The 12344-nt window shown below is 61.9% G+C and carries 17 protein-coding genes; 10 read left to right on the forward strand and 7 right to left on the reverse strand.

Going from position 1 to position 12344, the window contains the following annotated elements; translation table 11 throughout:
• Positions 1 to 39: 39 nt before the first annotated feature.
• The 6 genes from BLU28_RS23535 to BLU28_RS23560 all read left to right on the forward strand — a co-directional run bounded on the left by BLU28_RS23535 (position 40) and on the right by BLU28_RS23560 (position 5225).
• Positions 40 to 696 (forward strand): hypothetical protein, encoded by a 657-nt coding sequence (locus BLU28_RS23535; RefSeq protein WP_077986018.1) that lies wholly within the window; start codon positions 40 to 42, stop codon positions 694 to 696.
• A gap of 72 nt (positions 697 to 768) precedes the next feature.
• Complete coding sequence (locus BLU28_RS23540) at positions 769 to 1959, forward strand: DUF932 domain-containing protein (RefSeq protein ID WP_077986017.1); 1191 nt, start codon at positions 769 to 771, stop codon at positions 1957 to 1959.
• A gap of 106 nt (positions 1960 to 2065) precedes the next feature.
• Positions 2066 to 2320 carry a DUF6117 family protein gene (locus BLU28_RS23545; protein ID WP_077986016.1) on the forward strand — a complete coding sequence of 85 codons (255 nt, stop codon included), beginning with the start codon at positions 2066 to 2068 and terminating at the stop codon, positions 2318 to 2320.
• A gap of 128 nt (positions 2321 to 2448) precedes the next feature.
• Positions 2449 to 2904 (forward strand): hypothetical protein, encoded by a 456-nt coding sequence (locus BLU28_RS23550; RefSeq protein WP_077986015.1) that lies wholly within the window; start codon positions 2449 to 2451, stop codon positions 2902 to 2904.
• Positions 2905 to 2916: 12 nt separating this feature from the next.
• Positions 2917 to 3954 carry a DUF7146 domain-containing protein gene (locus BLU28_RS23555; protein ID WP_077986014.1) on the forward strand — a complete coding sequence of 346 codons (1038 nt, stop codon included), beginning with the start codon at positions 2917 to 2919 and terminating at the stop codon, positions 3952 to 3954.
• Positions 3955 to 4283: 329 nt separating this feature from the next.
• Entirely contained in the window at positions 4284 to 5225 is a 942-nt protein-coding gene (locus BLU28_RS23560; protein ID WP_077986013.1) for a DUF2493 domain-containing protein, read from the forward strand.
• 439 nt (positions 5226 to 5664) lie between these two features.
• On the opposite strand, the gene BLU28_RS23565 is transcribed toward BLU28_RS23560, so the two are convergent.
• Positions 5665 to 6084 carry a type II toxin-antitoxin system VapC family toxin gene (locus tag BLU28_RS23565; RefSeq protein WP_022557187.1) on the reverse strand — a complete coding sequence of 140 codons (420 nt, stop codon included), beginning with the start codon at positions 6082 to 6084 and terminating at the stop codon, positions 5665 to 5667.
• Positions 6081 to 6335, reverse strand: a complete 255-nt coding sequence (locus tag BLU28_RS23570) for a FitA-like ribbon-helix-helix domain-containing protein (RefSeq protein ID WP_006699039.1) — start codon at positions 6333 to 6335, stop codon at positions 6081 to 6083. Before BLU28_RS23570 ends, BLU28_RS23565 begins: the two co-directional genes overlap by 4 nt.
• Before the next feature lie 168 nt (positions 6336 to 6503).
• Between BLU28_RS23570 and BLU28_RS23575 the strand changes: the two genes are divergently transcribed.
• Positions 6504 to 6734: a hypothetical protein gene (locus BLU28_RS23575; protein ID WP_139190417.1), complete on the forward strand. Its 231-nt coding sequence runs from the start codon at positions 6504 to 6506 to the stop codon at positions 6732 to 6734.
• Between the two features lie 51 nt (positions 6735 to 6785).
• Here the strand turns inward: BLU28_RS23575 and BLU28_RS23580 are convergent, their stop codons facing one another.
• Positions 6786 to 7292 (reverse strand): RES family NAD+ phosphorylase, encoded by a 507-nt coding sequence (locus BLU28_RS23580; RefSeq protein ID WP_077986011.1) that lies wholly within the window; start codon positions 7290 to 7292, stop codon positions 6786 to 6788.
• Positions 7289 to 7774 (reverse strand): type II RES/Xre toxin-antitoxin system antitoxin, encoded by a 486-nt coding sequence (gene parS, locus BLU28_RS23585; protein WP_077986010.1) that lies wholly within the window; start codon positions 7772 to 7774, stop codon positions 7289 to 7291. Before parS ends, BLU28_RS23580 begins: the two co-directional genes overlap by 4 nt.
• 405 nt (positions 7775 to 8179) lie before the next feature.
• On the opposite strand from parS, the gene BLU28_RS23595 reads away from it, so the two are divergent.
• Positions 8180 to 8503, forward strand: a complete 324-nt coding sequence (locus BLU28_RS23595) for a DUF736 domain-containing protein (protein WP_006699035.1) — start codon at positions 8180 to 8182, stop codon at positions 8501 to 8503.
• Positions 8504 to 8605: 102 nt separating this feature from the next.
• On the opposite strand, the gene BLU28_RS26520 is transcribed toward BLU28_RS23595, so the two are convergent.
• Positions 8606 to 8836, reverse strand: a complete 231-nt coding sequence (locus BLU28_RS26520; RefSeq protein WP_045535230.1) for a hypothetical protein — start codon at positions 8834 to 8836, stop codon at positions 8606 to 8608.
• Positions 8837 to 8959: 123 nt separating this feature from the next.
• Positions 8960 to 9253 (reverse strand): HU family DNA-binding protein, encoded by a 294-nt coding sequence (locus BLU28_RS23605; protein WP_175477733.1) that lies wholly within the window; start codon positions 9251 to 9253, stop codon positions 8960 to 8962.
• 331 nt (positions 9254 to 9584) lie between these two features.
• Between BLU28_RS23605 and BLU28_RS26430 the strand changes: the two genes are divergently transcribed.
• Positions 9585 to 9794, forward strand: a complete 210-nt coding sequence (locus BLU28_RS26430; RefSeq protein ID WP_077986009.1) for a hypothetical protein — start codon at positions 9585 to 9587, stop codon at positions 9792 to 9794.
• A gap of 190 nt (positions 9795 to 9984) precedes the next feature.
• Here BLU28_RS26430 and BLU28_RS23615 read toward each other — a convergent pair whose 3' ends face one another.
• Positions 9985 to 10260: a WGR domain-containing protein gene (locus BLU28_RS23615; RefSeq protein ID WP_077986007.1), complete on the reverse strand. Its 276-nt coding sequence runs from the start codon at positions 10258 to 10260 to the stop codon at positions 9985 to 9987.
• A 1597-nt stretch (positions 10261 to 11857) separates the two neighbouring features.
• Here BLU28_RS23615 and BLU28_RS26120 point away from each other — a divergent pair.
• Positions 11858 to 12319, forward strand: coding sequence for a hypothetical protein (locus tag BLU28_RS26120; protein ID WP_139190418.1), 462 nt, complete (start codon positions 11858 to 11860; stop codon positions 12317 to 12319).
• Positions 12320 to 12344 lie beyond the last annotated feature (25 nt).

Below are 12344 nucleotides of genomic sequence, written 5' to 3' on the forward strand. Positions count from 1 at the left end.
CGGCCATCGCGCCGGGTTTTTCCGTTTCAGGAGGCATCTATGCCTGACTTCACGATCGAGACCACCTACCACCTGCCGGTCTTCCGGCACCGCACCTACGCGGCCGACACGCTGGAGGCGGCCTGCCGTGCCGCCATTGACGACGACAGCTGGGAGATCGCCGAGAAGGACTTCGACTCCTCCGGTCCAGTTCATGTCACCGGCATCTGGGACGGCACACATGCGGCCTATGCGGGTCCGCCGCTCCAGATCCCGCAGCAGTTCGACGAACCTGTCCAGCGCCGGGCGCGTCATTTCGAGATCCTGCTCGGACTGTTGACGATGTTGTTGGATGACATCAGTTCGGCCCGGCCGCCATCGCTCGAATGGCTAGCTCGATCTGCCTGGGCGATTGCCCGAGGAGAAGCAATTCTCACCGAAGAACCAGATCCTGAAGAGCCGGTCGCCCGACCAACGCCTTCCCACGTCCTGGCCAGGCTTCAGGAGGCTGGCGTGCGCGACTCAATCGCCGCCGTGCTCGAAATCGATCCGGCCTTCAAAGCTCTATCACGCGAAGCGGTGACCGACGATGAAGTCCACGCCGCCTGCCTTTCCATCGCCACTACGATGGATTTTTCCGACGTCATTGGCACTGCCGAGTTCCAGGCGGCGCTCTCGGCGATCCGATCGGCGCACCACCGGCTAACGTCCGATTGATCTTTCCTCTTCCCACTTCCCTCAACCTCGCCCGGCCATCGCGCCGGGTTTCCGTTTCGTGGAGACAATGCAATGACCCCACTTGCTTCCAATGCCCAACCGGCTTCCTCCAGCTTCAAGGTCGATATCTCGCGCGGTGAGCGGATCGGCCGCGTTTCCTCGGAATGGTTTTCGCGCCCTGACGACGAACGCTTCCTGTCACTCACAGATCTCTACGACACCGTTCGATCCCGAGCCGAACGGGCTCATGCTCGCACCATCGAAAGCGCTGCGATCCGTGTCGAAGCAACCCGCGACAATGCGGAGCGGCTTGAACTTCTCGTTCCCGGTCAGCGACAACCGATCGCTCCGACCCACTGGAGCTATGGCCAGCTCTGCAGCCTGGTTGGCGCACCGGCCACCTATATGCGCCAACTGCCGGCCCCGCTTGCGGCGATCAACCTGCAGCATGGCCTGCTCAATCATCGTGCCGAGCTCGTCAAGACCCTCGAGATGGACGATGGGCGCCTTGAACTGCGCGCCGTCACCGGACCGAAATACGGCCGCATCTGGGATCATGAACTGGTGTCCGCCGTGATGAGGGTAGCCGGCAATGGGACCGGTGACACCATGTGGAAAGTGCCGGGCGTCCTGGATTGGGCGACAATGACGCACAATCCCTTCATCGACATCAGCAACGATACGACCACGCTCTACGCCAGCGACCGAGACGTTTTCCTGTTCCTGGTGGACGACACCCATCCGATTGAAGCCGGACGACTGCCGAACGGCGAACCCGATCTCTATTTCCGCGGCTTTTATACCTGGAACTCGGAAGTTGGATCGAAGACCCTCGGCATCGCCTCCTTCTATCTGCGGGCGGTCTGCGCCAACCGCAACTTGTGGGGAACGGAAAATTTCGAGGAGATCACCATCCGCCATTCAAAGTTCGCCGCCCAGCGCTTTGCGCACGAAGCAGCACCCGCGCTGACAAGCTTCGCCAAATCCTCACCCGCTCCGTTCATCGCCGGCATCAAGGCGGCGCGCGAACGGATCGTCGCGCGCAAGGACGACGACCGCGAAACCTTCCTGCGTCGGCGAGGCTTCTCGAAAGGCGAGACCGGCAAGGTGATCGAGATGGTGTTGTCGGAGGAGGGGAGACCGCCTGAGTCGATCTTTGACTTCGTGCAGGGCATCACCGCACTGGCGCGCACGAAAACCAATCAGGACACGCGCCTGGAGCTCGAAGGCAAAGCGAAGAAGCTGCTCGAAAGCGCTGCCTGACATCTTGATGCGCGCCAGGCTCGGACCCGGCCGCATCCGCAAACCCCATCGCAGTCATCCCAGAGCCCGGTCAAGCGCCGGGCCACATTTTGTTTGGAGAATCCCAATGGCTATCCCCGATCATGCCCGCACAAACTTCGACACACTGCTGCGCGCCGCAGCCGATGGCAATCTTGCTCTTGTGGAGTGTCTCGATGCGTCTACACGCGAGCCGCGTTACGTACTTTGCGCCGTCGGCCGCAGTGTCGGCGAATACGTCTTCACACCGTTTGGTCATCTGGCCGACGGCAATCCTTACGCCGCCTACCTGCCGCCGGATCCAGAGGATCCAACCGGCTTCATTGCGAGCCCTGCGACCTAACCGCTGACAATCGCCGACGGTTTTACTGGCATTCCCGATCCCTCCTGGCTGCCCGATTTCGCTCCTCCGACCCGTTCGGCAGGACGTCGGGCTCCGCCGTTCTTTCCTCACTCATGGAGCAACCTTCGATGAATATCATCTCGCATCGCCAAAACGTTTCCACCTCTCCACGTCCTGATATCAAAACACGCCCTGAAGCCTTTAGGAATGCTGCCGGTCAAGTCACGTCGCGTCTGGAGCAAGGTAAAGTCCTCACCTCAGCCGACCTGCAACGGATCATGACGGACGTATTCGGCGGCAGTGACGCCGAGGGCCTCTGGCTCTGGAAGGATGCTATAAACCAACAGAGGTCGCCCAGGTCTTGTTTCTATCCCGCTCAATCACCTCCCCGGGTCCAGTCGCCTCAATCGGCGCGTGCGATGCTGATGAAGGTGGCCCGGCTCTCGCCGACCCACACGCGCCGATCCAAGGGGATGATCAGTTGGAAGCTCCGTTCCTTTGTGCCTGTCGCAGGTGAGGGCACGGCGATCCTGTCGAAGCTGAATGATCGTCATCGCCTTGTCGATGTCGCACACCGGTCATGATGGAGGTCTGCCATGCACTCCGCCTCGGATCTGGCGGGCCGTCTCGCGCGGGACGCGGAGGCGGTCTGCCGGCACTATCTCTCCGCCGGCCGTCGTGCCGGCAACTACTGGCTCGTTGGCGATGTCAGCAACAGAAAGGGCCGGTCGCTCTATGTGCACCTCGTCGGCCCGCGCGCCGGCCGCTGGACCGACGCGGCGACAGGCCAGTTCGGTGATCTGCTCGATCTGATCCGGGAGACTTGCGGTCTCGTCGACTTCCGGGACGTTGCAGACGAGGCGCGTCATTTCCTCAGCCTGCCTCGACCAGAGCCGGTGTCGTCTCGCGGGACCGATGCTTATGATTTCGCCCCGGTGGTACGGTGTACGGGCGTGCAGGCACAGCGGCTGTTCCGGATGACGCAGCCTCTGGCGGGCACGCTTGCCGACACCTATCTGCGCGGGCGCGGCATCTTACGGGCATCGACGCATGCGGCGCTGCGCTTCCATCCGTCCTGCTACTATCGTGATCTCGTCACGGGCCATACGAGCAGCTATCCGGCCCTGATCGCAGCGGTGACCGACCCCGCCGGCGCAATCACAGGCGTGCATCGCAGCTGGCTGGATCCCGACGGCGCCGGCAAGGCGAAGGTCAACGATCCGCGCCGCGCACTTGGCGGGCTTCTCGGTAACGGCGTCCGCTTTGACTTTCCGGTCAATGCGCCTGTGCCGGTGATGGCGGCAGGCGAGGGGCTCGAGACCATGCTGTCGCTCGAACACGTGATGCCCGGCATGCCGATAGTGGCGGCGCTCACGGCCAACCACCTTGCCGCCTTCCGTTTCCCGCCCGGATGCCGGCGCATCTATATCGCCGCAGACGCGGATGCCGCCGGCCGGCATGGGATCGAGGGCATGAGCCGCCGGGCGCAGGAGTGCGGGATCCTGCCACTGGTGCTGTCGCCGGAGCTCGGCGACTTCAATGAAGATCTTCGCTGGCTGGGCCGGGACCGGCTGACGGCAAACCTCAGGGCACAACTCGTCCCGGAAGACGCGATGGCTTTTCTTCCAGCCTGACGTCGGGGACAGAGGTTGGGGAGGGCCCGGCCGCGGCACTGGCGAGGCGCAATCCATTGGCCTCATTCGGGATGGGCGCGCGCCCGCGGGCCTGCCGAGAGGCGACCCTTACCACGCGGGCCTCCGGGCCTTCAGCGGGTCGGTCGGGTTTCTTCCCCTGCCAGACCGCGGGTGCGGTCCGTCATTCCGCGCGGATCAAGATACCATCCCTCCACCGCCCGGCGCTTCGCTGGGCCGCGGCACTTCGCTTGCGGTTCCGGCGTCGGCCCGCGTGATCGGGTTCGCCGTCAGGCCGCGAGAGGCGCGGCCCCAAACCGATGGAGACCACCATGGACCTGATCCTTCACCCCGAAGACACCTTCGAGCCCCACCATACATCCTCCCCGACCGACCGCTTCATCTACGAGATGCAGGTCTTCGGCTATCGCCCCTTCCAGGACGAACCCGATCCGCGGCCATTGCCGGACGAGCCCCAAGTCCGCTCATCGATCACCACGCTCTTCGACGCCCTCGCAGAAATGCTCGGCGACACCCGCCTGGAGCCCGATCTCGAAGACCTGTTCTGGTCGATCCCCAATCTCTTCCATCGCGCCGGCGAACGGATCCAGCGCGAACTCGATCGTAACGAAGAGGCGCAACGCACCGGCCAGCGCGAGCAGGACGGCTCGGAGGTGAAGAGCGTCGAACTCGAACGCCTCATCGCCGAAGGCATCACGCTCCTGGAACGCCGCAACAGCTTCGAGTTCATGCGCGACTTCAGTGCCGACCTGTACGAGGCGCAGACCGGATCGTCCTGGCGGCCGCGCAGCGGCTCCAAGGTCAACCACGCCAACATGACGGCGGCGATGATCGACAGCCGGGACTTCCTCTCCGCCCGACGCCGCGCCGAAACCGAGGTGCTGATCCCTGCCGGAACCAAGATCGCATTCGCCGGCGGTATGGACTACAACGATCATGAGCGCATCTGGGCCAAGCTCGATCAGGCGCATGCTAAGCATCCCGACATGGTGCTCTTGCACGGCGGCTCGCCGAAAGGCGCTGAACGCATCGCCGCCTGCTGGGCGGAGGCGCGCCAAGTGACGCAGATTACCTTCAAGCCCAACTGGACCAAACATGCCAAGGCTGCGCCCTTCCGGCGCAATGACGAGATGCTTTCAGTCATGCCCGCCGGATTGATCGCCTTTCCCGGAAACGGCATCACCGGCAATCTCGCCGACAAGGCACGCCAGCTCGGCATCCCGGTCTGGCAGGCTTCAGGAGACGGCGCCTGATAGCCTGTGTCAAAACGCAAGCATCTCCAAGGTGGGTCGCAGGCGTGCAGGCGCGCCCGACCCACGCCTCCGTCCGGGGTCTCGCTTCGCCAGCCATCATCCTCAGCGGGACCAAAGTCGGGGCGATCCGCCTCCTATCGGAAGGAACTGCGGGGCGCTTGTCGTGATTGTTACCGCGCCTTGGTTGGCTCGGCCCCCCGCAGGGCGATTGCGATGATGTTGATCGGCTCGCTTTGAGGACGGGCGAAGGCAGGATCGCGGCACGTCGATCGGTTGTCGCCATCATTAGCGGTTGAAGCCGAAAGCGCGGCCCACACGGCAACGCCGAAACCTCTTTTCAATCGAACGCACAAAGTAAGACGAGGCGACGCTTCAGACGTATACCGCCGGCAACATCGACTATGCTCGGATCATCGCACTTGCCGGTGACGGGTCGCCCTCACTCGGCCGTCCAGGGATCAATGACTTCAAGACCGGCGGCATGAAACGCGCTGGCGTCACGGGTCGCGACTGCGAAGCCCTTGGATGCAGCGATGGCCGCAATGTAGCCGTCGGTTGTCGGGAATCCCTTCCCCGATGCACGGGCCGAAGATCCGAGATTGGCATAGTGTTTGGCGGCATCGAGATCGAAGGGCAAAATTCGTCCCTCGAACAGGCCGATCCAGACATCGAGAGCCTCCGCGAGCCTCTGCTTGCGCTGACCATCGGGCATGGTGCGGATGCCGAACATGGCCTCCGCGATCGTGATACTCGAAAGATGGAGGGTCTCGGCAGCTTGCTCGTCGAGCCAGCGCTGTACCATTTGGCTCGGAAAAGGCTTCATCGTCTCCGAGACGACATTGGTGTCTAGCAGAATCATTCGAAGCTCATGGGATGGGCTGGCGTGCGATCAAAGGTCTGCTCAAGGGCATCGACGTCCTCGTTGGTGAGGCCGATGCGACGACTGGCCTCGGCGAGTGCCGTGCCGAGACGGAGACGGGTTGCGGGCCGAACGGCCATTTCCAGAATGTCGCGCATTTCGGCCTCGGCGCTGCGGCCATGCTGTGCCGCACGGATCTTGATGGCGCGATGCGTTTCCTCGGGTATGTTTCGGATTGTTACGGCGGGCATGATAGCACCTCCTGCATAACTGATAGGAATGATGGCAGTATGGAGATTTTGCCATCATATTTCAAGATCATCGTTGAAGAGGGCCTCTGAATCGTAGCCGCCATCATTATGTCTCTCAGGATCGCCCTGTGTGACCTGAAGCCGGGATCACGCATTCAGGACGCCGACGTGTTAGCTGGCATCGGCATGAAGATGCGCTCGATCGGCTGGCGCGCGGCGAAGGCTACGACGATGAGCCATGAACTTCGCCTCAGCCAGGTGACCGGTTATCCCTGTCTTCGGGAATGGCAGGATGTGCGCGGTGAAAAAGCAAGGCAGTCCGATCCTCGGCCGCTTCAGCAAGGCCTTCATGATGTGGCTGCCTTACTTCAGGCGTGGCACTTCAACCGCCTGGACTGATGTCCGTCGCGGCGCTGCCTTCAGAGCAGGCTTCATCCACGTCCCGACGGTCTAGGATCCGGGTGGGTGCAGCCGCGTGTCGAGCGCGAACGCCTCCTGGAATTCGAGAGCATAGGCACCTGCCCCGCCACCCGCTAGAAAGATCAGGTTCCAGCTGTGCGTCGAGACCGCACTGGGGACCGCGACGAACCGGTGTCGGCGCAGCAGCGCGTCTCCGAAGGCCTGTTGTCCCGCGCCGGGAATGCCCGGCCGCAGCCAGTTGGGATTGGGTACGGTCGCCGGATCAACGACGTGGACATCGGTGGGGTCGGCAACGACGGCCGCCGTTATCATGTGGGCGACCGTATCGAGTGCCCGGAATCCCTTGTGCACCGCCACCTCAAGGATCGCCGTCGCTGGATCGAGCGAGCAGTAGACCGCCCGCACGCCCTTGCTGTTCCAGCGTCCGCCAACCCGATAGGCGCCTTCGCCACTATCCCATGTCGCCGCCTGGATGGCTTGATCGAGCCGCCATGCCACAAGCCTGGTTCCGCCGAGCGCAATCGGTAGAAGGGTCATGCATAGACGCCGTATTCAAGGCGGTCGAGATGATCCTCGACCAATTCGACGCCGGCGGGCGTGCCGAGAAGATCGATCGGCCGGCGCTGATCAAGCCCGATCGCTGGGCGTTCCAGCCATTGCTCGGCCTCCGCCTGCGAGCCAAAGACATCCGTCGCCTTGGCAAGGATCTCGGCGAACTTCCAGACCCGGCCGCTCTGTTCCTGGCTGAGCGGCTTGGACAGCGCGTCCTTCCGGCGCTGCCAGGTGCGCAGGCTCATGCCGACCGCTTTTTCCAGCGATTCGTTCTTGCCTAGGACAACAAGATTGCCGACAAGGTGATCGAGCGCTAAGGCAGGCAGGCCGTGCAACAGCAGCTCATGCGCATCAAGCGCACTGGTCAGCCGGCGCGCAAGCACGCGCGAACCGCCAAGCAGGGCTTCGATCTTCTGCAACTCCCCACCAGCGACCGTTGTGGAAGGGGTTTTAGCTGCGAGGGCCATCATCGTCCTCCGCGTCAAGTGTCGCGTATAATATGTCATCTGTCGTGGTGTATTTCAAGGCGGGGCGCATCCGGCCCAGCCAGACCGGGATCATGACGTTCCCTGTCGCTCCCGTCCCCTCGGCTTGGCCGGTGGCAGAGGTTCGTTGATCCGAATGCCACTCACGCATGCCACGAGCGCGGTACTTGGCGGGATCCGCAAGGGCAGCCAGGGCGAGGTCTCCCCGCCGCCGTCGCAATCAAGGACCATTCCCGTTCTTTATGTCGCCTTTCTAAGGGACCGGCCGCGATCAGCGTCAACCCCGCAAGGGGGTTCCCCTTCGCTTTGCTTCGGTGACGCCTGCGGCACAGCCCCTTCTTCGGGCGCCATCGGGAATGGTCCCGATGCAACGAAGGAGACAATCCCATGGCTACCACGATCGCAACCCTCACCGAAAAGACCGACGGCACTCTCGAAGGCGTCTTTGCCACCATCCGGGTCAACGCCCCGATCGCCCTCGTCCCGAACGCCAGCAAGGCGAGCGACGAGGCCCCTGATTACCGCATCATCCATCGCAAGACCGGCTTCGAGATCGGCGCAGGCTGGAACCGCATCTCCCGCCAGACTGGCGAGGAATACATCTCCACGAAGATCGAAGCCCCTGAGATCGGCGTGATCTTCGGCAACGTGGCCCCGGCGCCCGGCGGCGAGCCCGGCAAGAAAGTCATCCTCTGGAACAGCCCGGCCTGAACCGGACCGCCGGCCCCGAAATCGGGGCCGGCGCTCCCCGAATTCAAAGGAGGCCGCCTTGAGCCGCTACACGATTACTGTCACCCAACCGCATCCCTCCACTCAGACCCAGATGCGATCATCGGCTACGACCGCCCGCTTCAGACGTTCTTTCTCCAGGCATTTCCGGATGCCGAAGGCGGGAATTTTGAACTCTGGCTGGGCGCTGAGCTGAAGGAATTTGAAACACTGTCGCAACTGCTGTCCGCAGCAATGGCACGCGGTTTCGACTTCATACCGTTGGCATCGAGCATTCTTCACGAGCTGCTCGACGACCATGTCCGTCAAGCGCATCACGTTATCAGCGATACGATTATCCAGGATCTTATAAACGTGACGTCTGCCTGCTGATGCAAGCCTAGAACGAAACAGCCCGGCACGCTTGCCGGGCTGTTTTTTTTGCCTTGCCTTGTAAGATTACTTGTTCAGCGCATCCTTGAGAGCCTTGGCCGGCGTGAAAGCCAGTTTTTTCGCGGCGGCAACTTTGATTGTCGCGCCAGTCGCCGGATTGCGCGCCTCGCGCTCCGGAGTGTCCTTCACCTTGAATTTGCCGAAGCCGGGCAGCGACGTCTCTTTGCCGGCAACCGCGGCCTCGGTGATGGAAGCAATCACCGCCTCGACGATGGCTTTCCCCTGCGCCTTTGTAAGGCTGTGTTCGGCCGCGATCTTGTCGGCGATTTCGTTGGTCGTGGTCATATTCTGTCTCCGCATCGTGTTAGATGCAGAATCACTGCCATTGCCGACCCGACCTGTCATCGACACGCTGCGGCAATTCGTTCGGAAAGCCCCGGATCTCCACAGTTATTCAACGTATCAGTGACCCGAAGACGGGCATCGAGCCCATCTTCGGGTTCGGGTGCGATACGGAGAGAAATTGTCTGCTCAGTCCGTCTGAGGATGCCATGGCGGCATGCCGGCCTCAAGGACGAGCGGTGCCCCCAATTTTGCCTCCGCTCCGGTACCCTGCGCTCCAACAAAATCGGCTCCCCCACTCGCCGGCTCCGCCGGTCGCTGGCTCGATCCTTGACCCCGCCACGCCCCCATGACCGCGCGCGTCGTCTTTCACAAACTCAAGGAGACGACGACGATGCTTCTGGAACAACACATTGAAGAACTGCGGGCCGAATTGCGAAACGCCGTGTACCGCGACGAACGCCGCGAAATCGAGGTCGAGCTGGAACTCGCATGCGCCGAGTTGGCGGTGATCATGGCCGAGCAGGAGGGTGCCATCGACATCGAGCCGCCCTTCTGAGGCGGCTTTTGCCCTGTCGTCTGGTCTGACGCGCCGGATCGACCGGCGGTTCAAACCCGAAGCTTCGCTTTGCATCCGCGGTCGCCGGAACGGGCCCCGTTTCCTGATTGAGGGAAGCGGTGGGATCCGCATTCGTCTTCGACGCCGGGCCATCCCGTGGGAACAGCGTCGCCCCTTGGCGCACCCTTCGCTATCTGTCAGCGATTTCAGCTCGCCGGACAGGCGGTTTCGGCCTGTATCCGCGCGACCGTCTCTTTCGCAGAAGCTGAAGAAAGAGCCTGACCGCTTCTTCCTCCCGCGCGAAGTGATGCTCCCGCCTTTGACCTGCAGCACCGATCCGACCCCATCGACGAATGAGACAGGCCTCGCCGAACAGGTTGGGCTCGATCGACATGGCATAAAAGCGGGCCATGTTTTTCCTGTCGTCGATGCGTTCGACATAGATCTGGTAGGATTGTGCAATCATGAAACGGAGAATCGGACAAGGCGGACTCGGCGTCCAACGACATATTTGAATCGGTCGGCCTTGATTGATTCATGCTGATGATGGGTTTCCGGCGGATAATCTGAGCGAGCCGCCCGCGGCGATAGGTGCAAGCGGGCAACGCTCACTGAGCCCGAGAACGGTCTCCGCCCATTCGCGTCGCGTCCTTCCCGCGGTTGCGGCACAAACGGAGAAGGTTGGGCCGGTTAAGCGGACGCTGCCGCGACTTCTCCACACAAGACCGAGAGAAGGACTGTCTTTGCTGTGCCGTCATGCTCCGGCCCCTGCTTCACGCAATCCTCCCCCCGGCGGCGCGCTCGCCGTCTCCTCGTTCGCTTGCCATCGATGCCGGATCTCAACCGTCACCGACATCCGGGCAGCCCACGACCGCACCCGGTTTCATATCTCCCACCAAACCGGTCCCGCGCCTCGCTGCTGCTCCGGCGCGCATGACATGCCAAGCCTGTGTTCGCTGTTGCTTCGTCTGCCGACCCGCAACAGCATGGGCGCGTCGGGCACGGCGCCCGGACCGCTTTGGTGGGAGATGGCAGGATAGGCTATTGGTATACCAATAGCCGTTCGCCCGAGGGGCGATTGTCTCTAAGGCGAGCGGGCGACCTCTTGGATTATTGACCCCAGACGCGATCGGGAAAGCAGCTCTTCAGCGAATAGGTGAACGGGCGAAACCGCGAATGGGCAAAATGCCGATCCGCCGGTTGAACAACCGGTTGGTTGGGTGGATGGCCAATACGGCGAACAGGGGTCTCAGCGCGTCGGCCTTTGAGGGACCAGGCCGCTCGGTGAACCAGCGTATCCCTGAATCAGGTAGCAGGCGTCTGTGCAAGTGAGTGAATAGGTGGAGCGCCGATCCACCAAATGACGGTTTGGCTTCTGGGTAAATCGGCCTGTGAGCGAACCAATGGCTGAGCGTCTGGGTGGACGAGTGTTTGCTTAAACAGGTGGACGCGCGTAGCTGCGATTGAATGTTTCGAAGAAGCAGCGGGTGAGTAATCAGGTGAACCCGCGTCCGCGCGAACAGTGCTGATCAATTGTCGGAGCTGCGAGGAGCCGGGAAGCAGCGTCACATCGAGTGTGAATATGTGATGGGCGGTCCGTCGTTCGGTACGGTCCGGCCTGTGGGCTCCCTGCACCAGCTTGAAGCCTCGTATTCTCGATGAGGCGATGATTTCGCTGATCTCCGTGCGAAGCATGGCTGATTGTCAGCCTGAAGAGGTCGGCGTTCGGAAGAGAGGATGCCACTGGATTGCTTCGAGGTTGCCCCAGTTCATCGCACTTTCCATTCTTGAGAACCTGGTATATGACTGCTCAAAATTATACTGAAGTACAAGTTTTGCAGCGGTGTCCATCCGTTGCCGGTGACATCTCTCACGTGTTGCACGGTGCCGGGCAGCGGTTCTGCGCAGATAACTGCAAGGTCTTCCGAAGCGAAACAGCAGGACGGTTTCCCACTGACGAGCCACCGCGCAACCGTCGTCATCCTTTTGTGGGCTCGCGCGAGATCTCTATCTCAAGGCTCTCGAATACGCCGGATACCAGCAGGAAACTTAGGAGGTGAGCCGTGGAAATCCTGAAAGCTCTGTTTTGGCCGTTGGCCATTGCGATCCCCTTGGCAGCGTGCCGACAACTTGAGCAGCCGCCCCGGCCGCTGCCGCCAGCGCCCTACGCCTATCTCAGTCTTGCTGCCTGCAAACACTATCCAGCGAATATCGTTGAGTGTCAGCTGGAGTACGGTACGCAGTTTGGGCGCCGCCGACTCGGCCCGGTACAGCAGGTCTCACGCGATCTGAAGACGGATCTCGATCGTTCTCCCTATCAGGTTTCATCTTGCTGGCCTGCTTCCAGGATCCAGCGGGAACTCCCGAATTTCACGTGCCGAATCTATCGTGCGTATTCAGGGGCCGATTCTGGCTCCGTGCTCGTCAAAGGAGGCACTGCGGTTAAACTGGCTCGTATTCTCGGCGATCGGGAGCAGATTTCTTACCGCTGGAAGCCCGATCAATGGTCAAGGGTACGCGACTGAATTCATTGGGCATTTTAGGAACTCT

The sequence above is a fragment of the Agrobacterium pusense genome (assembly GCF_900102105.1).
In the GTDB taxonomy this organism is placed as follows: domain Bacteria; phylum Pseudomonadota; class Alphaproteobacteria; order Rhizobiales; family Rhizobiaceae; genus Agrobacterium; species Agrobacterium pusense.

Excerpts from the sequence above, each read along its gene's own strand:
- BLU28_RS23535 (WP_077986018.1), top strand. The coding sequence starts at position 40 with ATGCCTGACTTCACGATCGAGACCACCTACCACCTGCCGGTCTTCCGG.
- BLU28_RS23540 (WP_077986017.1), top strand. The coding sequence starts at position 769 with ATGACCCCACTTGCTTCCAATGCCCAACCGGCTTCCTCCAGCTTCAAG.
- BLU28_RS23545 (WP_077986016.1), top strand. The coding sequence starts at position 2,066 with ATGGCTATCCCCGATCATGCCCGCACAAACTTCGACACACTGCTGCGC.
- BLU28_RS23550 (WP_077986015.1), top strand. The coding sequence starts at position 2,449 with ATGAATATCATCTCGCATCGCCAAAACGTTTCCACCTCTCCACGTCCT.
- BLU28_RS23555 (WP_077986014.1), top strand. The coding sequence starts at position 2,917 with ATGCACTCCGCCTCGGATCTGGCGGGCCGTCTCGCGCGGGACGCGGAG.
- BLU28_RS23560 (WP_077986013.1), top strand. The coding sequence starts at position 4,284 with ATGGACCTGATCCTTCACCCCGAAGACACCTTCGAGCCCCACCATACA.
- BLU28_RS23565 (WP_022557187.1), bottom strand. The coding sequence starts at position 6,084 with ATGATTCTGCTAGACACCAATGTCGTCTCGGAGACGATGAAGCCTTTT.
- BLU28_RS23570 (WP_006699039.1), bottom strand. The coding sequence starts at position 6,335 with ATGCCCGCCGTAACAATCCGAAACATACCCGAGGAAACGCATCGCGCC.
- BLU28_RS23580 (WP_077986011.1), bottom strand. The coding sequence starts at position 7,292 with ATGACCCTTCTACCGATTGCGCTCGGCGGAACCAGGCTTGTGGCATGG.
- parS (WP_077986010.1), bottom strand. The coding sequence starts at position 7,774 with ATGGCCCTCGCAGCTAAAACCCCTTCCACAACGGTCGCTGGTGGGGAG.
- BLU28_RS23595 (WP_006699035.1), top strand. The coding sequence starts at position 8,180 with ATGGCTACCACGATCGCAACCCTCACCGAAAAGACCGACGGCACTCTC.
- BLU28_RS26520 (WP_045535230.1), bottom strand. The coding sequence starts at position 8,836 with ATGCGCTTGACGGACATGGTCGTCGAGCAGCTCGTGAAGAATGCTCGA.
- BLU28_RS23605 (WP_175477733.1), bottom strand. The coding sequence starts at position 9,253 with ATGCGGAGACAGAATATGACCACGACCAACGAAATCGCCGACAAGATC.
- BLU28_RS26430 (WP_077986009.1), top strand. The coding sequence starts at position 9,585 with ATGACCGCGCGCGTCGTCTTTCACAAACTCAAGGAGACGACGACGATG.
- BLU28_RS23615 (WP_077986007.1), bottom strand. The coding sequence starts at position 10,260 with ATGATTGCACAATCCTACCAGATCTATGTCGAACGCATCGACGACAGG.